The organism is Prevotella amnii DSM 23384 = JCM 14753 (assembly GCF_000378745.1).
GTDB classification, from domain to species: Bacteria; Bacteroidota; Bacteroidia; order Bacteroidales; family Bacteroidaceae; genus Prevotella; species Prevotella amnii.
In genome coordinates this window covers 89,918-111,784 of record NZ_KB905270.1, presented here as the reverse complement: position 1 = coordinate 111,784, position 21,867 = coordinate 89,918, and the positions used below count along the sequence as shown (strand labels likewise).

30 protein-coding genes are annotated in these 21,867 nt (G+C 37.6%); 8 read left to right on the top strand and 22 right to left on the bottom strand.

The window, feature by feature from the left end:
- Position 1 precedes the first annotated feature (1 nt).
- The 22 genes from rpsE to rpsL all read right to left on the bottom strand — a co-directional run bounded on the left by rpsE (position 2) and on the right by rpsL (position 12,158).
- On the bottom strand, positions 2–514 hold the full coding sequence (gene rpsE / locus F596_RS0103555; RefSeq protein WP_008448282.1) for a 30S ribosomal protein S5: 513 nt from the start codon (positions 512–514) through the stop codon (positions 2–4).
- Between the two features lie 6 nt (positions 515–520).
- Entirely contained in the window at positions 521–865 is a 345-nt protein-coding gene (rplR, locus tag F596_RS0103550) for a 50S ribosomal protein L18 (protein WP_008448265.1), read from the bottom strand.
- A gap of 21 nt (positions 866–886) precedes the next feature.
- Positions 887–1,453 (bottom strand): 50S ribosomal protein L6, encoded by a 567-nt coding sequence (gene rplF, locus F596_RS0103545; RefSeq protein ID WP_019035882.1) that lies wholly within the window; start codon positions 1,451–1,453, stop codon positions 887–889.
- Between the two features lie 15 nt (positions 1,454–1,468).
- Positions 1,469–1,864, bottom strand: coding sequence for a 30S ribosomal protein S8 (rpsH, locus tag F596_RS0103540; protein WP_019035881.1), 396 nt, complete (start codon positions 1,862–1,864; stop codon positions 1,469–1,471).
- Positions 1,865–1,983: 119 nt separating this feature from the next.
- Complete coding sequence (gene rpsN / locus F596_RS0103535; protein ID WP_008448326.1) at positions 1,984–2,286, bottom strand: 30S ribosomal protein S14; 303 nt, start codon at positions 2,284–2,286, stop codon at positions 1,984–1,986.
- 5 nt (positions 2,287–2,291) lie between these two features.
- The gene (rplE, locus tag F596_RS0103530; protein ID WP_019035880.1) at positions 2,292–2,846 is read right to left on the bottom strand and encodes a 50S ribosomal protein L5; all 555 of its coding nucleotides are present in this window, start codon (positions 2,844–2,846) and stop codon (positions 2,292–2,294) included.
- Complete coding sequence (gene rplX / locus F596_RS0103525; RefSeq protein ID WP_008448305.1) at positions 2,846–3,163, bottom strand: 50S ribosomal protein L24; 318 nt, start codon at positions 3,161–3,163, stop codon at positions 2,846–2,848. The genes rplE and rplX overlap by 1 nt, the downstream gene beginning before the upstream one ends.
- 19 nt (positions 3,164–3,182) lie before the next feature.
- Positions 3,183–3,548 carry a 50S ribosomal protein L14 gene (gene rplN, locus F596_RS0103520; RefSeq protein ID WP_004335794.1) on the bottom strand — a complete coding sequence of 122 codons (366 nt, stop codon included), beginning with the start codon at positions 3,546–3,548 and terminating at the stop codon, positions 3,183–3,185.
- A 2-nt stretch (positions 3,549–3,550) separates the two neighbouring features.
- Positions 3,551–3,817: a 30S ribosomal protein S17 gene (gene rpsQ / locus F596_RS0103515; protein ID WP_019035879.1), complete on the bottom strand. Its 267-nt coding sequence runs from the start codon at positions 3,815–3,817 to the stop codon at positions 3,551–3,553.
- A gap of 2 nt (positions 3,818–3,819) precedes the next feature.
- Complete coding sequence (rpmC, locus tag F596_RS0103510) at positions 3,820–4,014, bottom strand: 50S ribosomal protein L29 (RefSeq protein ID WP_008448280.1); 195 nt, start codon at positions 4,012–4,014, stop codon at positions 3,820–3,822.
- A gap of 5 nt (positions 4,015–4,019) precedes the next feature.
- A complete protein-coding gene (gene rplP, locus F596_RS0103505; RefSeq protein WP_008448314.1) occupies positions 4,020–4,448 on the bottom strand; it encodes a 50S ribosomal protein L16 in 429 nt (142 codons plus the stop codon).
- A 14-nt stretch (positions 4,449–4,462) separates the two neighbouring features.
- Positions 4,463–5,200, bottom strand: a complete 738-nt coding sequence (gene rpsC / locus F596_RS0103500; RefSeq protein WP_008448273.1) for a 30S ribosomal protein S3 — start codon at positions 5,198–5,200, stop codon at positions 4,463–4,465.
- Positions 5,201–5,208: 8 nt separating this feature from the next.
- The gene (gene rplV / locus F596_RS0103495) at positions 5,209–5,619 is read right to left on the bottom strand and encodes a 50S ribosomal protein L22 (protein WP_008448267.1); all 411 of its coding nucleotides are present in this window, start codon (positions 5,617–5,619) and stop codon (positions 5,209–5,211) included.
- A gap of 42 nt (positions 5,620–5,661) precedes the next feature.
- Positions 5,662–5,928, bottom strand: a complete 267-nt coding sequence (gene rpsS, locus F596_RS0103490) for a 30S ribosomal protein S19 (protein ID WP_004335814.1) — start codon at positions 5,926–5,928, stop codon at positions 5,662–5,664.
- A 22-nt stretch (positions 5,929–5,950) separates the two neighbouring features.
- Positions 5,951–6,778, bottom strand: coding sequence for a 50S ribosomal protein L2 (rplB, locus tag F596_RS0103485; protein WP_019035878.1), 828 nt, complete (start codon positions 6,776–6,778; stop codon positions 5,951–5,953).
- Positions 6,779–6,785: 7 nt separating this feature from the next.
- The gene (rplW, locus tag F596_RS0103480) at positions 6,786–7,229 is read right to left on the bottom strand and encodes a 50S ribosomal protein L23 (RefSeq protein ID WP_008448287.1); all 444 of its coding nucleotides are present in this window, start codon (positions 7,227–7,229) and stop codon (positions 6,786–6,788) included.
- A 21-nt stretch (positions 7,230–7,250) separates the two neighbouring features.
- Positions 7,251–7,880, bottom strand: a complete 630-nt coding sequence (gene rplD / locus F596_RS0103475) for a 50S ribosomal protein L4 (protein ID WP_008448323.1) — start codon at positions 7,878–7,880, stop codon at positions 7,251–7,253.
- A complete protein-coding gene (rplC, locus tag F596_RS0103470) occupies positions 7,880–8,494 on the bottom strand; it encodes a 50S ribosomal protein L3 (protein ID WP_008448336.1) in 615 nt (204 codons plus the stop codon). The genes rplD and rplC overlap by 1 nt, the downstream gene beginning before the upstream one ends.
- 51 nt (positions 8,495–8,545) lie before the next feature.
- Positions 8,546–8,851, bottom strand: coding sequence for a 30S ribosomal protein S10 (rpsJ, locus tag F596_RS0103465; protein ID WP_008448278.1), 306 nt, complete (start codon positions 8,849–8,851; stop codon positions 8,546–8,548).
- 89 nt (positions 8,852–8,940) lie between these two features.
- The gene (fusA, locus tag F596_RS0103460) at positions 8,941–11,055 is read right to left on the bottom strand and encodes an elongation factor G (RefSeq protein ID WP_019035877.1); all 2,115 of its coding nucleotides are present in this window, start codon (positions 11,053–11,055) and stop codon (positions 8,941–8,943) included.
- Positions 11,056–11,092: 37 nt separating this feature from the next.
- Positions 11,093–11,569, bottom strand: coding sequence for a 30S ribosomal protein S7 (rpsG, locus tag F596_RS0103455; protein WP_008448289.1), 477 nt, complete (start codon positions 11,567–11,569; stop codon positions 11,093–11,095).
- A 205-nt stretch (positions 11,570–11,774) separates the two neighbouring features.
- Positions 11,775–12,158, bottom strand: a complete 384-nt coding sequence (rpsL, locus tag F596_RS0103450) for a 30S ribosomal protein S12 (RefSeq protein WP_004335835.1) — start codon at positions 12,156–12,158, stop codon at positions 11,775–11,777.
- A 798-nt stretch (positions 12,159–12,956) separates the two neighbouring features.
- Between rpsL and bamJ the strand changes: the two genes are divergently transcribed.
- The 8 genes from bamJ to groL all read left to right on the top strand — a co-directional run bounded on the left by bamJ (position 12,957) and on the right by groL (position 21,482).
- Positions 12,957–13,562: a BamJ family beta-barrel-assembly machinery protein gene (gene bamJ, locus F596_RS0103445; protein WP_019035875.1), complete on the top strand. Its 606-nt coding sequence runs from the start codon at positions 12,957–12,959 to the stop codon at positions 13,560–13,562.
- A 32-nt stretch (positions 13,563–13,594) separates the two neighbouring features.
- Positions 13,595–14,485: an FKBP-type peptidyl-prolyl cis-trans isomerase gene (locus tag F596_RS0103440; protein WP_019035874.1), complete on the top strand. Its 891-nt coding sequence runs from the start codon at positions 13,595–13,597 to the stop codon at positions 14,483–14,485.
- 92 nt (positions 14,486–14,577) lie between these two features.
- Positions 14,578–15,543 (top strand): FKBP-type peptidyl-prolyl cis-trans isomerase, encoded by a 966-nt coding sequence (locus tag F596_RS0103435; protein WP_019035873.1) that lies wholly within the window; start codon positions 14,578–14,580, stop codon positions 15,541–15,543.
- 243 nt (positions 15,544–15,786) lie between these two features.
- A complete protein-coding gene (locus tag F596_RS0103430; protein ID WP_019035872.1) occupies positions 15,787–16,263 on the top strand; it encodes an Lrp/AsnC family transcriptional regulator in 477 nt (158 codons plus the stop codon).
- A 42-nt stretch (positions 16,264–16,305) separates the two neighbouring features.
- A complete protein-coding gene (locus F596_RS0103425; protein ID WP_019035871.1) occupies positions 16,306–18,162 on the top strand; it encodes a gamma-glutamyl-gamma-aminobutyrate hydrolase family protein in 1,857 nt (618 codons plus the stop codon).
- Positions 18,163–18,197: 35 nt separating this feature from the next.
- Complete coding sequence (locus F596_RS0103420; protein ID WP_008448041.1) at positions 18,198–19,229, top strand: M28 family peptidase; 1,032 nt, start codon at positions 18,198–18,200, stop codon at positions 19,227–19,229.
- A 306-nt stretch (positions 19,230–19,535) separates the two neighbouring features.
- Positions 19,536–19,805 (top strand): co-chaperone GroES, encoded by a 270-nt coding sequence (locus F596_RS0103410; protein WP_008447979.1) that lies wholly within the window; start codon positions 19,536–19,538, stop codon positions 19,803–19,805.
- Between the two features lie 48 nt (positions 19,806–19,853).
- Positions 19,854–21,482: a chaperonin GroEL gene (gene groL / locus F596_RS0103405; RefSeq protein WP_008448026.1), complete on the top strand. Its 1,629-nt coding sequence runs from the start codon at positions 19,854–19,856 to the stop codon at positions 21,480–21,482.
- Positions 21,483–21,867: the final 385 nt, after the last annotated feature.

Genomic DNA, 21,867 nt, shown 5'->3' with positions numbered 1-21,867 from the left:
TTTAACCGTTAAATACTTTATCCATACTAACACCTCGCTCACCCGCAACTGTATAAGCATCACGCATCTCTGAAAGAGCTGCAATAGTTGCCTTAACTAAATTGTGAGGATTTGATGATCCTTTTGATTTGGCTATAACGTCAGTAATACCTGCGCTCTCCAATACAGCACGCATAGCACCACCAGCTTTCAAACCAGTACCTGCTGCAGCTGGCTTCAATAAAACCTGAGCACCACTAAAACGAGTTTCTACCTCATGAGGAACGGTACCTTTCAAAACAGGAACCTTCACTAAATTCTTTTTAGCAGAGTCTGTTCCCTTCTGAATAGCAGCTGTAACTTCACCTGCCTTACCTAATCCCCAACCTATAACGCCATTACCGTCACCTACAACGACGATAGCTGCAAATGTGAAAGTACGACCACCTTTAGTAACCTTAGTTACACGGTTAATAGCAACCAAGCGATCCTTAAGTTCAACATCACTATTTACTTTTACTTTATTAAATGCCATAATCGTTTAGAATTTAAGTCCTCCTTCACGTGCAGCTTCAGCTAATGCCTGAACACGTCCGTGATATAGATAACCGTTACGGTCAAAAACTACTTTCTCAATACCTGCAGCCTTAGCATGTGCAGCTACTAATTCACCTACTTTTTTAGCTTGTTCTATTTTAGCTAATTTCTCCATGCCTAATGACGAAGCAGAAGCAAGAGTTGTACCATTCAGGTCATTAATTACCTGAGCATAAATTTGCTTGTTACTACGAAAAACACTCAAGCGTGGACGCTCTGCGCTACCTGTTACATTCTTTCGAATGCGTAGCTTTATCTTAAGCCTTCTTTGTTCTTTCTTTGTTGTCATAATCGTAATGAATAATTAAAGTTACTTAGCTGCAGCGGTCTTACCAGACTTTCTGCGAATAACCTCACCCTTGAATAATATACCCTTACCTTTATATGGTTCAGGCATACGGAAAGAACGGATCTTTGCACAAACAAGACCTAGCAACTGCTTATCTGCTGTTTCTAAGGTAATAATAGGGTTTTGGTTACGCTCACTCTTTGTTTCAACCTTAATCTCAGCTGGAAGCTGAATGAAAATTGGATGTGTATAACCCAAAGAAAATTCTACTATGTTACCTTGGTTAGAAACACGATAACCAACACCTACAAGCTCCAACGTTTTAGAATAACCTTGACTAACACCTATTACCATATTGTTTACCAAAGAACGATACAAACCATGAAAGGCTTGCTTCTGCTTGTAGTTAACAGGGCTATTTTCATCTACTTCAAAGCTAACCTCTTTATCACTTATAGATACTTTAATAGAGGCATCTACTTTCTGTGATAGCTCCCCTTTAGGACCTTTCACTACAACTACACCATCATTAAAGGTTACTATAACTCCTGTAGGAATACTAATTGGTAATTTTCCTATTCTTGACATAATATAAACCTCCAATTAATAAATATAACAAAGAACTTCACCACCAATCTTCTCGGTAGCAGCTTCTTTATTAGTCATTACACCCTTAGACGTAGATATTATAGCTATACCTAGTCCATTAATAACTCTCGGCATATCCTTATAACCAGTATACTTACGTAAACCTGGTGTAGAAACGCGCTTCAAATTTTTAATTGCGTTCTTCTTTGTTATAGGATCATACTTTAAGGCCACCTTGATAGTGCCTTGAGGACCATCTTCTATGAACTTATAATTCAAGATGTAACCCTTTTCAAAGAGAATCTTTGTAATAGATTTCTTTAAATTTGACGCAGGAACTTCAACGACACGATGATGTGCCATAATTGCATTTCTGAGTCTAGTCAGATAATCTGCTATTGGATCTGTCATAATATATAAAATTTTAATTAATCGGGACTACCCCGACAATATTAAAGAATACTTTTCAAAATGATTAGCAAAAGTAATGTTAACATTACATTTCGCCAATCATAATAAATATATCTAAATTACCAACTTGCTTTCTTAACTCCTGGTATTAAGCCTTGTGAAGCCATCTCACGGAACTGAATACGAGAAAGACCAAACTGACGAATATACCCCTTTGGACGACCAGTTATTTTACAACGATTATGTAAACGTATTGGATTAGCATTCTTAGGAATAGCTTGCAACTTACGTGCAGCCTCATATGCCTCCTCTGGGTCGTTAGAAGTCGCAACAATCTTTTTTAGGGTCTTGCGCTTTTCTGCGTAACGAGCAACTAGTTTAGCACGCTTTATCTCACGCGCTTTCATTGATTCTTTTGCCATATCAATTAATCGTTTTTAGCATTCTTAAAAGGAAGACCGAAACCTTTTAATAGAGCAAAACCTTCTTCATCTGTTTTAGCAGAAGTTACAAAAGTAATGTTCAATCCTTGGATACGATCTACCTGATCGATATTAATCTCTGGGAAAATAATCTGCTCAGTTATACCGAGAGTATAATTTCCACGACCGTCAAATTTGCTTTCAATACCTTTGAAGTCACGAATACGAGGTAATGACACACGTACTAACTTTTCTAAAAATTCGTACATACGTTCACGACGTAAAGTTACCATTACACCGATAGGCATCTTCTTACGAAGTTTGAAATTAGCAATATCTTTCTTCGAGTAAGTAGCAATAGCCTTCTGACCAGTTATCGTAGTTATCTCATTAATAGCTACTTCTATAATTTTCTTATCCTGAGTAGCATCGCCAAGACCTTGATTAATAACTATTTTCTTCAATACAGGAACTTGCATAACAGAAGAATAGTTAAACTGCTTCTGAAGTGCTGGAACTATTTGTTCCTTATACTGTTTCTTTAATTGAGCTGTATTCATCATTTAATTTCCTCCCCAGATTTTTTTGCGATACGCTTAACTGTTTTACCTTCACGTTCGATCTTAACACGTGTAGCCTTACCGCTCTTAGGATCTATAAGATTTAAATTGGAGATATGAATTGGAGCTTCCTGCTTAACAATTCCTCCTTGTGGATTAGCAGCAGAAGGCTTAGAGCTCTTTGAGACAATATTAACACCCTCAACAATAGCACGTTCTTTGTCTGTAACAACTTTAAGCACCTTGCCTGTTTTACCTTTATCTCTACCAGCTAGGACAATTACCTGATCGTCTTTCTTTATATGAAATTTTGCCATTTTCTTTTCAATTTATAAATTAAAGAACCTCAGGTGCTAATGAAACAACTTTCATATTAACTGCACGTAATTCACGAGCAACTGGTCCGAAAATACGACTTCCACGAATTTCACCTGCATTATTTAATAACACACATGCGTTATCATCGAAACGAATATATGAACCATCAGCACGACGAATTTCCTTCTTAGTGCGTACTATCAAAGCCTTTGAAACTGCACCTTTTTTCAATTCACTTGATGGAATGACGTTTTGTACAGCAACTACGATAACGTCACCAACACTTGCATAACGACGGCGAGTACCACCTAGCACACGAATACACTTTGCTTCACGAGCACCGCTATTATCACATACTGTAAGTTTTGATTCTACTTGTATCATAATTACTTAGCTTTTTCAATAATTTGAACTAATCTCCATCTCTTTGTTTTAGAAAGAGGACGAGTTTCCATAACCATTACGGTATCACCGACATTTGCCTCATTTTTCTCGTCATGAGCATGGTATTTCTTTGTCTTTTGAACAAACTTACCATATATAGGATGCTTTTCTTTAAACTTAGCAGCAACAACTATGGTCTTATCCATTTTGTTACTGATAACCACACCCTGTCTTACTTTTCTTAAATTTCTTGTTTCCATCTGGATCATTGTTATTTATTAAGTTCCCTTTGACGGAGTTCTGTCTTCATACGTGCTATATCACGACGAGCAACCTTAATTTGAGATGGATTCTCAAGTGGAGTAACCTGATGATTAATCTTCATTTTAACAAGAGCAACCTCAGCATTCTTTAGCTTCTCAACCAACTCACTGGTTTCGAGTTCTTTTACTTCTTTAATCTTCATCTTTCTTAAGCGTTTTTATCGAAATCACGTCTAACAATAAACTTTGTCTTTACAGGTAGTTTTTGTGCTGCGAGACGAAGAGCCTCTTTAGCTATATCAAAACCTACACCTTCTACTTCAAAGAGGACACGCCCTGGAGTAACAGGTGCAACCCATCCTGCAGGATCACCCTTACCTTTACCCATACGCACATCAGCAGGCTTACGAGTAATAGGTTTGTCAGGGAAAATACGTATCCAGACTTGACCTTGACGGTTCATGTAACGATTTATCGCTACACGAGCTGCCTCTATCTGACGACTATCGATCCATTTAGCTTCAAGCGTTTTGATACCAAATGATCCGAAAGCCAATTGTGTACCTCTGTGAGCATTTCCTTTATTTCCACGTCCATCTTGAGGTCTTCTATATTTTACTCTTTTTGGCTGTAACATGATAGCTTTTACTTTTAACGATTATTGTTTCTTCTGCGATTACCTCTACCAGAGCGACCATTTCCGTTCCCCTTATTAGAACGAGCAGATGTCTTGTCTTGTGTAAAGTTAGGTGTAAGCTCTACCTTATTATAAACTTCACCTCGGCAAATCCAAACCTTAATTCCCAAAAGCCCTACTTTAGTAAGAGCTTCTGTAGCACAGTAATCGATGTCTGCGCGGAGAGTATGTAAAGGTGTACGACCTTCCTTAAACATCTCCTTACGTGCCATTTCAGCACCATTAAGACGACCTGCTATTTGAACCTTAACACCTTCGGCTCCGGCACGCATCACATTTGCAATAGCCATCTTGATTGCACGACGATAAGCGATCTTTCCTTCTACCTGACGAGCTATATTGTTTCCAACTATATTTGCGTCTAGATCAGGCTTCTTGACCTCAAAAATATTAATTTGAATTTCCTTCTTAAAAAGGTTCTTCAACTCTTCCTTTAACTTATCTACATCTTGACCACCTTTACCAATAACGATACCTGGACGAGCTGTACAAATAGTAATGGTAACGAGCTTCAAGGTACGTTCAATAGCAATACGAGAAATACTTGCCTTTTCAAGACGCTTATTTAAATAAGCCCGTATTTTACGATCTTCTACAAGGCTTTCTCCAAAATTTTTGCCACCGAACCAATTTGATTCCCAACCGCGGATTATCCCCAAACGATTGCTAATTGGATTAACTTTCTGTCCCATTATACTATTTATTTATCATTATTAGCGTCAGCCTTCGAATCAACGAAAAGTGTGACGTGGTTAGAACGTTTACGAATTCTATAGCCACGGCCCTGTGGTGCAGGACGCATGCGCTTCATTGTAACACCTCCATCTACGAAGATCTTAGAGATATAAAGTTCACCGTCTTCAGCTTTGCGGTCATTTTTATTTTCCCAGTTAGCAATTGCAGAACGTAGTAATTTCTCTACATTTTGTGCAGCAGCCTTCTTTGAGAATCTTAGCACACCAAGGGCACGATCAACTTCCATTCCACGTACCATGTCAACAACATAGCGCATCTTACGCGGAGAAGAAGGACAGTCCTTGAGCTTTGCAAAATACTGGCTTTTTAAAGCTTCTTTACGAGCTTCAGCCTTTATATGTTTTCTTGCTCCCATTATTTATATTATTCTATTTTCTAAATGGATAATATGACCTGCTTAACGCTTATTACCTGAATGACCACCAAAACGGCGTGTAGGACTAAACTCGCCGAGCTTATGACCTACCATATTCTCAGTAATATAAACAGGGATAAATTTATTTCCGTTGTGTACAGCAACAGTATGTCCCACAAAATCAGGGGAAATCATTGATGCTCTAGCCCAAGTCTTAACTACATTTTGCTTGCCACTCTCATTCATAGCGAGAATCTTTTTCTCGAGAGACACGTTAATGTATGGACCTTTTTTTAATGAACGACTCATAACTTACTCTTAATTACTTAGTTTACTTCTTATTAGCTCTCTCAATAATGTACTTGTTTGAAAGCTTCTTTGGTGCACGAGTCTTGAGACCCTTAGCATACAAGCCCTTACGAGAACGTGGATGACCACCAGACTGACGACCTTCACCACCACCCATTGGGTGATCTACAGGGTTCATAACAACACCACGGTTGTGAGGACGACGACCCAACCAACGTGAGCGACCAGCCTTACCAGACTGCTCCAACGCATGATCAGAATTTCCTACACTTCCCACAGTAGCTTTACAAGCAGATAAGATCTGACGAGTTTCGCCAGAAGGTAGCTTGATAACACAATAATTACCTTCACGAGAAGTAAGCTGAGCAAAGTTACCTGCCGAACGGACTAATAAAGCACCCTGACCTGGACGTAACTCTATGTTATGAATTACCGTACCAACAGGAATATTAGTAAGAGGTAGAGAGTTACCTACTTCAGGAGCTGCTTGAGCACCTGACATCAAAGTAGCACCAACCTGCAAACCGTTAGGAGCAATAATGTAACGTTTTTCACCATCAGCATAGTATAACAGCGCAATTCGAGCAGATCTGTTAGGATCATACTCGATTGTCTTAACTACAGCTGGAACACCATCCTTCTCTCGCTTAAAATCAATAAAACGATACTTCTTTTTATGACCACCGCCTATGTAGCGAACTGTCATCTTTCCAGTGTTATTTCTACCACCAGTAGAACGTTTACCGTAAACGAGAGACTTCTCTGGCACGGATGCAGTAATATCCTCGAACGTGCCAATAATCTTGTGTCTTTGACCCGGAGTTACCGGTTTTAATTTACGTACTGCCATTTTTTATTTAAATATTGCTGTAAAAATCAATAGTATCGCCAGACTTCAAAGTGACGATCGCCTTCTTATATGCGTTCTTCTGTCCTTTTACAAGACCTGCCTTTGTATAGCGCGCCTGTCGCTTACCAGCATAACGCACTGTATTTACGTCAATTACCTTAACGTTATACAGACTTTCAATTTCCTTCTTAATCTCAAGCTTATTAGCCTCAGGCTTACAAATAAAACCGTACTTAGCATGTGCTTCCTTTTCATAAGTATACACAACCTTCTCTTTTTTTACGCCTTCAGGCTTAGCTTTTGTCTTAACAACATAACTACGAACTTCCTTCTCTGCGTTATGAGCCTTTCCGATTTTTTCGCTACGAGTACTAAACTTCTTACTTTCAGAAGACTTGTCTGTAATCTTAGTCATCTTCTCGGTGACCATTGGTTTAATAATAAATCCCATAATTGCTGCTGTCTCCTAATTTTACTTGGTTAAGATTCCGTCTATCACTTTTAAAGAATTCTCCGTAATAACAAGCACATCTGCATTAAGTACTTTATACGAATTAAGCTGTGCTGCTATCATTACTTCAGACTTCTTCAAATTGCGAGCTGACAAATATACATTTTTTTCTGCTTCTGGCAAAACTAAAAGTACTTTCTTGCCATCAACTTTAAGATTTTTAGTAATATTTACAAAATCTTTTGTCTTTGGAGTATCTAGCTTGAAATCTTCTACAACAACAACAGCATTCTCCTGTGCCTTATAAGACAAGGCTGATTTACGGGCAAGAACTTTTACTTTCTTATTCAACTTGAAGCTATAGTCACGTGGTTTAGGTCCAAACACACGACCTCCACCAACAAGTACTGGTGAGTTTATATCACCACGACGAGCTCCGCCGCCACCCTTCTGACGCCCAAGTTTACGAGTAGAACCAGCATGTTCACTTCTTTCCTTCGACTTAGCAGTGCCTTGTCGCTGAGCTGCTAAATATTGCTTAACAGCAAGATAAAGAACATGATTATTTGGTTCAATACCGAAGATATTCTCGTTAAGAGTTACCTTACGGCCGGTCTCCTGACCTTTGATATCTAATACGTTAATATCCATTATTTTTCAATTATTACGGTTGAACCATTGCATCCAGCAACACTCCCTTTTACAAGAAGTATATTGTGTTCTGGAATAACCTTTAACACTTGTAAATTTTGAGTTGTAACACGATCGCCACCCATTTGGCCTCCCATGCGCATACCCTTAAAAACTTTAGCTGGATAAGAACAAGCACCAATAGATCCCGGCTTACGTGCACGGTCGTCCTGACCGTGAGTAGACTGACCTACACCACCGAAACCATGACGTTTAACAACGCCTTGGAACCCCTTACCCTTAGAAGTACCAACAACATCTACATACTTTGTGTCGTTAAATAATTCAACAGTAATGGTGTCACCGAGGTTATACTCCTCGTCAAACTTGAACTCGGCCAAGTGCTTCTTTGGTGTTGTGCCGGCTTTCTTAAAATGTCCCTGCAAAGGCTTAGAAGTTCTCTTCTCTTTTGCCTCGCCGAAACCTAACTGAACAGCCTTGTAACCATCTTTTTCTACAGTTTTAACCTGGGTTACAACACAAGGACCAGCTTCGATAACAGTGCACGGTACATTCTTACCGTCGGCACTGAAAACGGATGTCATTCCGATTTTCTTTCCTAATAATCCTGGCATTTCAATTTAATATTTAATATAATAAAAATTTTCTTTATTTAAAGTACTATCCTATACCTTTATCTCAACTTCAACTCCTGAAGGTAACTCCAGTTTCATTAAAGCATCAACAGTTTTAGCTGTAGAGCTATAAATATCGATTAAACGCTTAAAACTTGATAACTGAAATTGCTCACGAGACTTCTTATTAACGAAGGTAGAGCGATTAACTGTATAAATACGCTTATGTGTTGGCAATGGAATAGGACCACTAACCAAGGCACCTGTTGCCTTAACTGCTTTAACGATCTTTTCTGCTGACTTATCTACCAACTGGTGATCGTAAGATTTCAACTTAATACGAATCTTCTGACTCATCTTTTTCTATAATTTTAATTTTATTTTTATATCTGAACATTAGTATGCCCCCTATAAGAGTCATTCGCTATAGGGGGATAACTTATTGTTTATTTCACTAAATCTGAATTACCTTTCAGCTCATCTAAGATTTCTTTAGCAAGATTAGCCGAAACAGGAGAATGGTGATCATACTCCATAGAAGAGGTAGCACGACCTGAAGTTATAGTACGTAAAGCTGTTACATAACCAAACATCTCTGACAATGGAACCATAGCTTTAACAATACGAGCACCGCTACGAGCTTCTTCCATACCTTGTACTAAACCTCTACGCTTGTTCAAGTCGCCTATAACATCTCCCATGTTTTCTTCAGGAGTAACAACTTCTACCTTCATTATAGGTTCCATCAGCACAGGTCCTGCTTTAGGTGCTAATACTTTAAATGCTTGATGAGCAACAAGCTCAAAAGATAACTGGTCAGAGTCTACAGGGTGGAAAGAACCATCGGTTAAAGTAACCTTAAGCCCTGTAAGAGGGAAGCCACCAAGAACACCATTTGATAGGCAATCTCTGAATCCTTTTTCTACAGAAGGAATAAACTCCTTAGGAACATTACCACCTTTAACAACGTTGATAAACTGTAAATCGCCCTCAAAGTCTTCATCCTTAGGCTCTATAGTAACATCGATACAAGCAAACTTACCACGACCTCCAGACTGCTTCTTATAAGTTTCGCGACTCTGTGCAGCCTTTGTAATAGCCTCCTTATAGTTCACTTGTGGCTTGCCTTGATTACACTCTACCTTAAACTCACGCTTCAAACGGTCTATAATAATATCCAAATGAAGCTCACCCATTCCTGATATAATAGTCTGACCACTCTGCTCATCAGTACGAACAGTAAATGTAGGATCTTCTTCTGCAAGCTTAGCAAGACCATTATCAAGCTTAGCTACATCTGCCTGGCTCTTTGGTTCCACAGCTATAGATATTACAGTATCAGGGAAAGTCATAGATTCGAGTACTATAGGTGCATTCTCATCACAAAGAGTATCACCTGTACGAATATCTTTAAAACCTACACCAGCACCAATATCTCCAGCATCAATAGAATCCATAGGTATTTCCTTGTTAGAATTCATCTGGAACAAACGGCTTATACGCTCTTTTTTCCCTGATCGTGGGTTATAAACATACGAGCCTGCTTCTACCTTACCAGAATAAACGCGGAAGAACACTAAACGCCCCATAAATGGGTCGGTAGCAATTTTAAATGCAAGTGCTGCAGTAGGTTCAGATTCACTTGCCTTGCGCTCTTCTTCCTCTTCTGTATCAGGGTTAGTACCTGTTATGACTACAGTATCTAACGGAGAAGGTAAGAAAGCACAAACATAGTCAAGTAAAGGCTGAACACCCTTATTCTTATAAGAAGACCCAAGCAACATAGGGCAACATTCCATAGCTATACAGCCCTTACGAATAGCTGCGATAATTTTATCTTCAGGAACATCTTTACCTTCCAGATAAAGTTCCATCACCTCATCATCAAAGTTAGCTGCACCCTCTAACAATTTATCACGCCATTCAGCAGCTTCATCAGCAAGATCAGCAGGAATATCTTCTATATCATATTCTGCTCCCATAGTTTCATCGTGCCATAAGATAGCCTTCATTTTAATAAGGTCTACTACACCTTTAAAGTTCTCTTCAGCACCAATAGGAATCTGAATAGCTATAGGGTTTGCACCTAAAATATCTTTCATCTGAGCCACTGTCTCAAAGAAATCTGCACCAGAACGGTCCATTTTATTAACGTAACCTATACGTGGTACATTATATTTATCAGCCTGACGCCATACTGTTTCTGACTGTGGCTGAACACCGTCTGCAGCAGAATAAGTAGCGACAGCACCATCAAGAACACGTAGAGAACGTTCTACCTCAGCAGTAAAATCGACGTGTCCCGGAGTATCTATCAAGTTGATCTTATAAGAATTACCTAAATAATTCCAGTTACAGGTTGTAGCAGCAGAAGTAATAGTAATACCACGTTCTTGCTCCTGAGCCATCCAGTCCATAGTAGCAGCGCCATCATGCACCTCACCTATTTTATGAGTTTTACCTGTATAGAAAAGGATACGTTCAGAAGTAGTCGTCTTACCAGCATCAATGTGAGCCATGATGCCAATGTTACGAGTTAAATGTAAATCGCGATTAGCCATTTTTTTATTTTACCTATTTTATAATATCAGTACTCGATTAAAATCTAAAATGAGCAAACGCACGGTTAGCTTCTGCCATACGATGCATATCTTCCTTACGTTTATAAGCACCGCCCTGATTATTGAAAGCATCAACAATTTCAGCTGCAAGCTTCTCTGCCATACTCTTTCCGCCACGCTTACGTGCAAAAAGGATCATATTCTTCATAGACACACTCTCCTTACGATCAGGACGAATCTCGGTAGGAACTTGGAATGTAGCACCACCTACACGGCGACTCTTTACCTCTACTTGTGGAGTAATGTTATCAAGAGCTTGCTTCCATATCTCAAGAGCCGACTTCTCTTCGTCTTTAACCTTACCGGCAACTATATCAAGAGCATCGTAAAAAATTTCGTAAGAGGTATTCTTCTTACCATCATACATTAAGTGGTTCACAAACTTAGAAACCTTTTGATCATTAAACTTTGGATCAGGAAGGATTATACGCTTCTTTGGTTTTGCTTTTCTCATTTTCTTTTTTAAAATTTTATATTCTGCGGAGGCTGTCGTAATATTTTCGTTCTTCAACGTTCTCTCCAGAACATTTACTCAACCTTGTTATTAACAATTCTCCAGCAAAACTATCTTAACTATATTTCTTTTATTTTAAGCACCAAGCTATCAGTCATCTCCGACTTTTATCAGCTCTTAGCTTTAAGATTTTAAATACTAAAAATTACTTTTTAGCAGCTTTTGGACGCTTAGCTCCATACTTAGAACGACGCTGTGTACGATTAGCTACACCTGCGGTATCAAGCGTACCACGAACAATATGATAACGAACACCTGGGAGATCTTTTACACGACCACCACGAACAAGAACGATAGAGTGCTCTTGCAAGTTGTGCCCCTCTCCAGGAATGTATGAGTTAACCTCCTTTTGATTTGTTAAACGCACACGAGCAACCTTACGCATTGCTGAATTAGGCTTCTTAGGAGTAGTCGTATAGACACGAACACAAACACCACGACGCTGAGGACAATTATCCAAAGCAGGCGATTTGCTCTTATCTACGATATCCTTTCTGCCCTTTCTTACTAACTGTGAAATAGTAGGCATAATTTTAATTTTTATTTATATATTTATTTTATTTATTATCAGCTTGTTATGGCTATTAAAACGTTACTCTTTAGATTAAAAAAGAACATTACGCCATTTCAGAGTGCAAAGGTACAAACTTTATTTCTAATAGACGCCTACCTTTAATAAGTAATATTTTAGGAAAACTTATAATTAACAATAAATAACTTTTATTTGTTTATTTACATTGTTTTAATTTCCACCTTATTATAATATATTAGGTTACTACATTTACCATGCACCAAACTTAATTCTCTAAAAAAATCCTACTTTATAAAAGCTTCTACTATTCTTTTGTATAATTAACAACATCGAAAAGTTTATAGTCATCAATAATCTATTAATAATATACGTAGCAACATTTTTGATTAAACTTTCATTCAGAACTTACAAAACTTTAATATCTTTTCCTATCTCACCACTATTTCAATGTATAAAGGTGATATAAAGAAAGACTAAAGATGACGATTTTTATAAATAAAGATAAATTATTGCTATGGAAAATAATTTATTTTTGAATGATTTTTAATCTATTTTTGTATTAAAAATAGATTATTTTTACTGTTTACACCTTATTTTCATATCATTAAAAGCCTCCATGTAAACAGATAAAATATCAAATATTTATTATTTATCTCCTTTAAAAAGTATAGTAACACTTTAAGCTAAAAGATAAATCTATACAAATTTAGTAATTTTAATTAGCTGAAATGCTATTCATTGTAGCAAAAATATTATCTTTGCAGCTAATTATAATTAACACACAAAACAAATTAGATGGACAAATTAAGCTATGCCTTAGGCATTGGTATCGGAACCCAGTTGTCAGAAATGGGTGCTAAAGAGCTAAATATTGACGATTTTGCACAAGCAATAAAGGATATTCTTTCTGGCACATCACTAAAGATGGAGCAGGGCGAAGCCCAGCAACTATTGCAAAAATTCTTTCAAGAAAAGGAATCCAGGCAAGCTGCAGCAATGGCTGAGGCTGGTAAAGCTTTTAAAGAAGAGGGTGAAAAGTTTTTAGCAGAGAATGCAAAAAAGGAGGGTGTGAAAGTATTACCATCTGGTCTTCAGTATGAGGTATTACGTGAAGGCACAGGCAAGCAGCCTTCTGCAACATCTACAGTAGAGTGTCATTATGAAGGCACACTCATAGACGGCACAAAGTTTGACAGTTCTTACGATCGTAACCAAACTGCTACTTTTGGGCTTAATCAGGTTATAAAAGGCTGGACAGAAGGTGTACAGCTAATGAAAGAAGGAGCTAAGTATCGTTTCTTCATTCCTTACACACTAGCTTATGGCGAGCGTGGTGCAGGTGGTTCTATACCTCCATGTGCAGCGTTAATATTCATAGTAGAGCTTGTTGCTGTAAAATAAAAAAAGAGAAAATATAAAATAATAATAACGAAATGAAAAAAATCACATTCGCTGCTGCCGCTATTGTAGCAGCAACAGTTTTCACTTCTTGTGGAAACTCTAATCCAAAAGCAGAATTAAAATCGGACGTAGACTCGTTAAGTTATGCTATCGGTATCGACCAAGGTCAGAACGTTAAGCAATATCTTGCTTCTATGAAGATAGATACTGCTTATATTGACGAATTTGTTAAGGGTCTAAACGATGCTACTAAGAGTGCAGATGACAAAAAGAAATCGGCTTATAATGCAGGTATAGGTGTTGGTCAGCAAATTAGTCAGATGATTAAGCAGCAGATTAATAAGCAAATCTTTGGAGAAGACTCTACACAGAGCATATCTATAGACAATTTCATAGCAGGCTTTGCTGCATCTGCAAAGGGTAAGGGTCAGAAGATAACAGTACAGCAAGCTCGCAAGATAGAACAAACTGTAGCTGCAGCTATTCAGGAAAAGAGCGCAGAAAAGACATATGGTGCTTACAAAAAGCAGAATGAGGCTTACCTTATAAAAAATGCTAAGAAAGCAGGTATTAAGACATTAGGGCAAGGCGTTCAGGTGCTTGAGATAAAGAAAGGTACAGGAGTAACACCTAAGACTTCTGACATTGTAAAGATAAACTATGTTGGTAAAACTATAGATGGTAAGGTTTTCGACCAGCGCGACGGAGCTACCATGCCTGTAAGTGGGGTTATACCTGGCTTTACAGAGGCATTGACAAAGATGCCAGTAGGGTCTAAGTGGGAAATAACAATACCAGCCTCAGCAGGTTATGGTGCAAGACAAGCAGGTCCTCAGATTAAACCTTTCTCTACATTGATATTTACAATAGAGCTTGTATCTATAGAGAAAGCTCCTTCTGTAACTTCTCCTGTACAGAAATAAGCTATTATATATATACTAATGGTGCGGTAAGGTCGATTCTAAGGAATCGACCTTATTGTAATAAACAAGTATTATTATAAATAAAAGAAAACATGAAGAAAATTTTAACTTTAGTAGTCATCATTATGATTAGTGGAGCATTCTCAAGTATAAGTGCTCAAAGAAAGAAAAACAAGGAAAGGGTAATAGTAGAGCAAAAGGTAGCTGATAAGATAATATTAACAACCCCTTCTGATACATTAAGTTATGCAACTGGCGCAGCTGTTACAGGAGGTTTGGACCAATATTTATCACAAAAATACGGTATAGAAGAAGCTAATAAGGTCTATTTCCTTCGTGGTCTTAAAGAGGCTTTTAATCGTCGTTCTGATAAAGCCTTTTTAGCTTACATGGCAGGTTTTGCTATTGCAGAGCAAATACAGAAACAAATATTGCCTAATATAAAGTCTCAATTTAAAGAAACAGGGGTTAATATAGACGATGATAAGCTATTTGCAGGGTTTGTTGCAGCATTAGAAAAAGATAGCAGTGTGTTTACTCAAGCTAAAGCAGAAAAATATTTTGAAGCAAAACGCATAGCTTTACGAGAGAGTAGGGACAAGGCTAACAAAGAAGCTGGCGAACGTTTCTTGTCAGAGAATGCAAAGAAAGATGGTGTTATCACCACAGCTACAGGGCTACAATATATAATATTACAAAAAGGAACAGGCCCCATACCTACCAAGGATAGCCAAGTAAGAGTAGTATATGAAGGAAAGACTATAGATGGAAAAGTGTTTGACGCCACTTCTCTACATGGTAAAGACTATGACGTCTTTGGTGTTAGCGGTCTTATAAAAGGCTGGACAGAAGCTCTTTGTATGATGCCCGTAGGCTCTAAGTGGACTATTTTCGTGCCTCAAGACTTGGCTTATGGTGCGCGTGGAGCAGGCGAGAAGATAGCTCCCTACTCTGCTTTAATATTTACTATGGAACTAAAAGGTATTGAGAATAAAGCTGAAGAAAAGGCTGAACCTGTAAAGAAAGTTATTAAGAAAGCTACAAAAAAGCAAAAATAAAAGAGTTTCGAGATATATTAAAAAAAGCACTTTAAATAAAAAAATGCGCCTATTGGGCGCATTTTTTATAACATATTGTTTGCTAATAAAAATAGATTATTTACTTTTGTTTATTCTATTAGGATCTATGCTATGTGAATAGCTTTCTATCAATAAGGATATATTCACAACCGTGTAGGTGCTACATAAAAATATATTTTATAACTAACACATAATTCTCTATTGTTTAATACAAAACAAAAAATGGGAAAAATAGACAAATTAGATAAAAAGATCCTGAGTATTCTATCACAAAATGCTCGTATGCCTTTTAAAGACGTGGCTGCAAAATGTGAAGTTTCGCGTGCTGCAATACATCAACGTGTACAACATTTAGTAGAAAAAGGTGTTATTACGGGTAGTGGTTATTATATAAATCCGAAAAGTTTAGGTTATTCCACTTGCACTTATGTAGGGTTAGACCTTGAACGCGGTTCTATGTATAAAGAGGTAGTAGCTCGGCTAAATAACATACCCGAAGTAGTAGAATGCCATTTTACGACAGGGCCTTATACCATGCTTGTAAAGCTATATGCTAAGGACAATGAGCAATTGATGGATTTGCTAAATAACAAAATGCAAAGTATACCTGGTGTGGTATCAACAGAAACGCTTATTTCTCTCGAACAAAGCATAAAGAGGGAAGTGCCTGTTGTAAACAATTCTAACGAAGAAGAATAATCAAAAATATAAGAAAAAACAGAAAGGAGAAAAGAAAACAGAATGGATTATAATCTACAAGCTCATCTTCAAGAGGTATATGATAGGTTTCCAGAATATAAGAACATGCCTATAATAGGTATAACAACCAATCATACTGACACAGATGCCACATTGAGAGAGGTATATTATGAACAAATAGTAAAAGCAGGAGGTGTACCTATGTTGCTACCTCCCATCGCTGATAAAGATGTAATACTAAATAGTTTGGAAAAGATAGATGGTTTGTTACTTACTGGTGGCGGTGATATTAATCCGCTTTGGGAGGGTGAAGAGCCATCACCACATTTACATAACATTAATGCTAAACGCGATTTAGCCGAACTAATGATTACCCATCTCGCTTTCAACAGGCAAATACCTATAATGGGCATTTGTCGTGGTATTCAGACTATGGTAACAGCTTTAGGTGGAAAAGTGCAGCAGGATATTTATGAAAACTATATAGAAGACACGTGTTCTGATAATGAAAAAACAGGAAAAACCCAGTCTGTAGCTACTTTTCATTCTGCAAAAATAAAACACTCACAAGACGCAGATAAAGCAGAACCTACACATAGCGTAACTGTTATACCAAACACTATTTTATCTTCTATCTATAAAACAGAAAAAATTTTTGTTAATTCGTATCACCATCAGTCTGTAAAAACACCTGGCAAACATTTTCAAGTATCAGCACTTGCTCCAGATGGAGTTATAGAGGCTATAGAAAGTGTAGAATGTAAGCCCTTAATAGGAGTGCAATGGCATCCTGAATGGATGGGAGAAGAAGGAGGGAAGCTATTTTCGTGGCTTGTAAAACAGGCAAGTATATTTTGTTCTGCTAAACAAGTACATAAACACATTCTTACACTTGACACCCATTGTGACACACCAATGTTCTTCCCTCAAGGAGTACATTTTGAGAAAAGAGACCCTCGCATACTTTATGACCTACACAAGATGACCGAGGGACGACAAGACGCTGTGTCCATGGTAGCTTATCTTCCACAACCTAAAAAAGGAGAATTGTTTGCCTCAAAAATAGATATTGAAGGACTAAAACGATATAATCCTGATCTCAAAGAGCAACTTAACATTATCACCCCTTTTAGCTATACAAATTTTATTTTTGACAAAATAGAACAGATAGTACATCAAAATAGCAAATATTTAGCTATTGCACGCACACCGTCTGACCTCTATGAAAACAAACATAACAATAAAAAAAGTATAATATTAGCCATTGAAAACGGGCTTGCTATAGACGGGAAACTCGAAAATATTAAACATTTTGCACAACGTGGAGTATCATATATTACCCTTTGCCATAACGGAGACAATGATATTTGCGACTCTGCACGTGGCTCAAACACTCATGGAGGTGTAAGCCTTTTTGGCGAAAAGGTTATACAAGAAATGAATAAAAATGGCATTATGGTGGATCTTAGCCATGGGGGCGAGAAGAGTTTTTATGACGCTTTAGACATAAGCCAAAAACCTATAGTATGCAGCCACTCTAACAGTAAAGCTCTTTGCGATGTTCCTCGTAACCTTACAGATGACCAAATGAGAGCACTTGCCGCAAAAGGAGGTGTAGCTCACATCACGCTTTATCATGGTTTTTTAAAAACACAAGGTCAAGTCACTATACTTAACGCCATAGAACATCTTGAGCATGCCATAAAGATTATGGGTATAGACCACGTTGGTATAGGTACCGACTTCGATGGAGATGGCACCATAAAAGGAATGGCTGATGCCAGTGAGATGATTAATTTTACCATTCATTTACTTCGTCGCAAATATAATGAACATGATATAGAAAAGATATGGGGTAAAAATTGGCTTCGTGTTATGGCGCAAGTGCAACAAGTTTAATAGTTTTTTTTAGAATTTCACACAACAGAATAAACATGAAAAAAAATATAACATTTCTTCTTTCTGCCCTTATTTTAATAATAATAGCTACATCTACCATAAGCTGTAAAGGAAAGAATAATTCTAAATCATCTAATAATGACGAGCAAAAAGATGTATCTATAGCAAAACCTGTAGGACCTAATTTCAATGAAGACTCAGCTTATACCTTCATTGCAGCACAATGCAAGTTTGGCGAACGCATAATGAACTCGGACGCACATGAAAAATGCAGAGCATGGATAGTGAAAAAATTTAAAGAATATGGCTGTACTGTAAAAGAGCAAAATGCCAACTTAAAAGGCTATGACGGTACCATATTAAGGGCTACTAACATCATTGCACAATATAATCCCAATGCAAAAAAACGTATTTTGATATGTGCTCACTGGGATTCTCGTCCTTGGGCTGACAACGATCCCGACTCTTCCAACCATAAAAAACCTGTTATGGCAGCTAACGATGGTGCAAGTGGTGTAGCTGTTATGATAGAACTATCTCGCATATTAAACAAGAAAAAACAACCTTTAAATATAGGTATCGATTTCGTTTGCTTCGATGCCGAAGACTGGGGAGTACCCTCATGGGAACATACTGTAACAGATACCGGAGAGAGTTGGGCTTTAGGAGCACAATACTTTGCTGATAATTACTATAAGAAAACAAAGCCACTATTTGGTATTCTCTTAGATATGGTAGGTGGCGAGGGAGCACAATTTTATCGTGAAGGAATGTCTATGCAGTATGCTCCTGACGTTGTTGAGCGTGTATGGAATGCTGCTAAAGAAGCAGGATATGAATCTTTTTTTCCTGATGATATGGGGGGAATGATTACAGATGATCATATTCCTATAAATAAAAAAGCGGGTATTCCTACAATAGATGTCATTCCATACTATCCTGATTGCCAACAAAGCTCTTTTGGTCCGACATGGCATACCATATACGACACTATAGAACATATTGATAAAAACAGCTTAAAAGCAGTAGGGCAAACTATGATACAGGTTATCTACACCTATAAATAATATGTTTCTAAAGAAAAATGTTTAGCTAATATTACACCTTTCTTTGGTGTACATATTAGCTTTTATATGTTGCTTTGAAGAAAAAAAACTTCTTTACACCTATTTCGCAAGGCATAACAACAAAAGATGCACACCTCTTAAAATAAGAAATAAGTAAAATCTTTATCTGCCATCTTGGCATGATTTTATGTCAGAAGCCTACCTTTGGCACGATTTTGGCATATATCATAGCGAAAAGCCTAATATTATATATGGGCTATCCAAAAAAGATAATACAGATTTAAAACTTTTAAAAATATAATAATTATGACAATCAAACCATTAGCAGACAGAGTATTGGTACTCCCTGCACCAGCAGAAGAAAAAGTAGGTGGAATTATCATTCCTGATACAGCTAAAGAAAAGCCACAGCGTGGCAAAGTAATAGCAGTGGGCAATGGCACTAAAGATGAAGAAATGATTCTGAAGGTTAATGACGAGGTGTTATATGGCAAATATGCTGGCACTGAGATAGAGTGTGAGGGTGAGAAATATCTTATGATGCGCCAAAGCGATGTTTTGGCAGTAGTAAAATAAGAAAGCAAAGTATTACAACATTTTTTTAATATAAAGTAAGTAAAAACAATGGCTAAAGATATTAAGTTTGACAAAGACGCACGTGAGCTATTAAAGAGCGGTGTTGACCAGTTGGCTAACGCAGTAAAGGTAACCCTTGGTCCTAAGGGTAGAAACGTAGTAATAGGCAAGAAGTTTGGTGCTCCTCAAATAACTAAAGATGGTGTAACTGTAGCTAAGGAAGTGGAGCTTGAAGATACTTTTGAGAACGCTGGTGCACAGCTTGTTAAGAGTGTAGCAAGCAAAACTGGTGATGATGCTGGCGATGGTACTACCACAGCTACCATTCTCGCACAGGCTATAGTTAACGAGGGCTTAAAGAATGTAGCAGCAGGTGCCAACCCTATGGACTTAAAACGTGGTATAGATAAGGCAGTAAATAAGGTTGTAGATTTTATAAAAGATAGTGCCGAGATAGTAGGTGATAACTATGACAAGATAGAGCAAGTAGCTACTGTATCTGCTAATAATGACCCTGAAATAGGTAAGCTATTAGCTGACGCTATGCGCAAAGTTTCTAAAGACGGTGTAATAACAATAGAAGAAAGCAAAACTCGTGAAACATCTATTGGTGTAGTAGAAGGTATGCAGTTCGATCGCGGTTATCTATCTGGCTATTTTGTAACCGATACAGATAAGATGGAGTGTCAGATGGAAGATCCTTATATCTTGCTTTACGATAAAAAGATTTCTTCTGTAAAAGACTTCCTTCCTATTCTCCAGCCTGTTGCAGAAAGTGGTAGACCATTATTGGTAATAGCAGAAGATGTCGACTCTGAGGCTTTAACAACACTTGTTGTAAACCGTCTTCGTGCAGGTTTGAAGATATGTGCTGTAAAGGCTCCTGGCTTCGGCGATCGTCGTAAGGCTATGCTCGAAGATATTGCAGTGTTAACAGGTAGTGTCGTTATCAGCGAAGAGAAAGGCTTAACCCTTGACAAGACAACCTTAGACATGCTTGGTCATGCTAAGAGAGTTACCGTTAGCAAAGACTATACTACTATAGTAGATGGTGGTGGCGAGAAGCAGCTTATAGCAGATCGTGTGGCACAAATAAAGACCGAGATAGCTAACTCTACAAGCTCTTACGATAAAGAAAAATTGCAGGAACGTTTGGCTAAACTTTCAGGTGGTGTTGCAGTATTATATGTAGGTGCTAACTCTGAGGTAGAAATGAAAGAAAAGAAAGACCGCGTAGACGATGCTTTATGTGCTACTCGTGCAGCTACTGAAGAAGGTGTTGTTGTAGGTGGAGGTACTACATACATTCGTGCACAAGAGGCTTTAGAAAATCTAAAAGGTGAAAACGGTGATGAGCAAACAGGTATAAACATCGTATGCCGTGCTATCGAAGAGCCTTTACGTCAGATTGTATTCAACGCAGGTGGCGAAGGTGCTGTTGTAGTAGACAAAGTACGTCAGGGCAAAGGCGACTTTGGTTACAATGCTCGCAAAGAGCAATACGAAGATCTTCGTGCAGCTGGTGTTATTGATCCGGCTAAAGTTGCTCGTGTAGCATTAGAGAATGCCGCTTCTATCGCAGGATTATTCCTAACTACAGAATGTCTTATCGTAGATAAACCAGAAGAGACCCCAGCTATGCCAGCAATGAATCCTGGTATGGGTGGAATGATGTAATGTTGAAAACAATTTAAACATCATAACAAATTAATAAATTAAGAAAAAGCTGTCCCTTAAATAATAAAAAGGGGCAGCTTTTTTATCATTATACTAATAAATATAAAAAGAAAAACTATAAAGATTTTTCTCATAATAACAAAACACAAGAAAACACTGTAACAAATCAATACCATAGCATTCACAACTATTATACACAAACCAAAGCTATCTATTTATAAGACCATAATTCATTAAGTGAAAATAAAAAACATTACTACTTAGAAAATGTAAAAATAGACCGCATAAGATTATTTTCTTTTCCTTTTTCAGAAAATATTACAAAAAGAATATTTATCTTTGCATCACTTTTAAGCAGTTAACATCTGCTTTAATAAAGATAAGT

What these genes read in the sequence shown, in the direction of transcription:
- rpsN (WP_008448326.1), bottom strand. Translation starts at nt 2,286, where the DNA reads ATGGCAAAAGAATCAATGAAAGCGCGTGAGATAAAGCGTGCTAAACTA.
- rplE (WP_019035880.1), bottom strand. Translation starts at nt 2,846, where the DNA reads ATGAATACAGCTCAATTAAAGAAACAGTATAAGGAACAAATAGTTCCA.
- rplR (WP_008448265.1), bottom strand. Translation starts at nt 865, where the DNA reads ATGACAACAAAGAAAGAACAAAGAAGGCTTAAGATAAAGCTACGCATT.
- rplX (WP_008448305.1), bottom strand. Translation starts at nt 3,163, where the DNA reads ATGGCAAAATTTCATATAAAGAAAGACGATCAGGTAATTGTCCTAGCT.
- F596_RS0103440 (WP_019035874.1), top strand. Translation starts at nt 13,595, where the DNA reads ATGAAAAAAATCACATTCGCTGCTGCCGCTATTGTAGCAGCAACAGTT.
- rplC (WP_008448336.1), bottom strand. Translation starts at nt 8,494, where the DNA reads ATGCCAGGATTATTAGGAAAGAAAATCGGAATGACATCCGTTTTCAGT.
- fusA (WP_019035877.1), bottom strand. Translation starts at nt 11,055, where the DNA reads ATGGCTAATCGCGATTTACATTTAACTCGTAACATTGGCATCATGGCT.
- F596_RS0103435 (WP_019035873.1), top strand. Translation starts at nt 14,578, where the DNA reads ATGAAGAAAATTTTAACTTTAGTAGTCATCATTATGATTAGTGGAGCA.
- F596_RS0103425 (WP_019035871.1), top strand. Translation starts at nt 16,306, where the DNA reads ATGGATTATAATCTACAAGCTCATCTTCAAGAGGTATATGATAGGTTT.
- rpsL (WP_004335835.1), bottom strand. Translation starts at nt 12,158, where the DNA reads ATGCCTACTATTTCACAGTTAGTAAGAAAGGGCAGAAAGGATATCGTA.
- rplF (WP_019035882.1), bottom strand. Translation starts at nt 1,453, where the DNA reads ATGTCAAGAATAGGAAAATTACCAATTAGTATTCCTACAGGAGTTATA.
- F596_RS0103420 (WP_008448041.1), top strand. Translation starts at nt 18,198, where the DNA reads ATGAAAAAAAATATAACATTTCTTCTTTCTGCCCTTATTTTAATAATA.
- rpsE (WP_008448282.1), bottom strand. Translation starts at nt 514, where the DNA reads ATGGCATTTAATAAAGTAAAAGTAAATAGTGATGTTGAACTTAAGGAT.
- rplD (WP_008448323.1), bottom strand. Translation starts at nt 7,880, where the DNA reads ATGGATATTAACGTATTAGATATCAAAGGTCAGGAGACCGGCCGTAAG.
- rpsJ (WP_008448278.1), bottom strand. Translation starts at nt 8,851, where the DNA reads ATGAGTCAGAAGATTCGTATTAAGTTGAAATCTTACGATCACCAGTTG.
- F596_RS0103410 (WP_008447979.1), top strand. Translation starts at nt 19,536, where the DNA reads ATGACAATCAAACCATTAGCAGACAGAGTATTGGTACTCCCTGCACCA.
- rplB (WP_019035878.1), bottom strand. Translation starts at nt 6,778, where the DNA reads ATGGCAGTACGTAAATTAAAACCGGTAACTCCGGGTCAAAGACACAAG.
- rpsQ (WP_019035879.1), bottom strand. Translation starts at nt 3,817, where the DNA reads ATGATCCAGATGGAAACAAGAAATTTAAGAAAAGTAAGACAGGGTGTG.
- F596_RS0103430 (WP_019035872.1), top strand. Translation starts at nt 15,787, where the DNA reads ATGGGAAAAATAGACAAATTAGATAAAAAGATCCTGAGTATTCTATCA.
- rpsH (WP_019035881.1), bottom strand. Translation starts at nt 1,864, where the DNA reads ATGACAGATCCAATAGCAGATTATCTGACTAGACTCAGAAATGCAATT.
- bamJ (WP_019035875.1), top strand. Translation starts at nt 12,957, where the DNA reads ATGGACAAATTAAGCTATGCCTTAGGCATTGGTATCGGAACCCAGTTG.
- rpsC (WP_008448273.1), bottom strand. Translation starts at nt 5,200, where the DNA reads ATGGGACAGAAAGTTAATCCAATTAGCAATCGTTTGGGGATAATCCGC.
- rpsG (WP_008448289.1), bottom strand. Translation starts at nt 11,569, where the DNA reads ATGAGAAAAGCAAAACCAAAGAAGCGTATAATCCTTCCTGATCCAAAG.
- rplP (WP_008448314.1), bottom strand. Translation starts at nt 4,448, where the DNA reads ATGTTACAGCCAAAAAGAGTAAAATATAGAAGACCTCAAGATGGACGT.
- rplV (WP_008448267.1), bottom strand. Translation starts at nt 5,619, where the DNA reads ATGGGAGCAAGAAAACATATAAAGGCTGAAGCTCGTAAAGAAGCTTTA.
- rpsS (WP_004335814.1), bottom strand. Translation starts at nt 5,928, where the DNA reads ATGAGTCGTTCATTAAAAAAAGGTCCATACATTAACGTGTCTCTCGAG.
- groL (WP_008448026.1), top strand. Translation starts at nt 19,854, where the DNA reads ATGGCTAAAGATATTAAGTTTGACAAAGACGCACGTGAGCTATTAAAG.
- rpmC (WP_008448280.1), bottom strand. Translation starts at nt 4,014, where the DNA reads ATGAAGATTAAAGAAGTAAAAGAACTCGAAACCAGTGAGTTGGTTGAG.
- rplN (WP_004335794.1), bottom strand. Translation starts at nt 3,548, where the DNA reads ATGATACAAGTAGAATCAAAACTTACAGTATGTGATAATAGCGGTGCT.
- rplW (WP_008448287.1), bottom strand. Translation starts at nt 7,229, where the DNA reads ATGGGATTTATTATTAAACCAATGGTCACCGAGAAGATGACTAAGATT.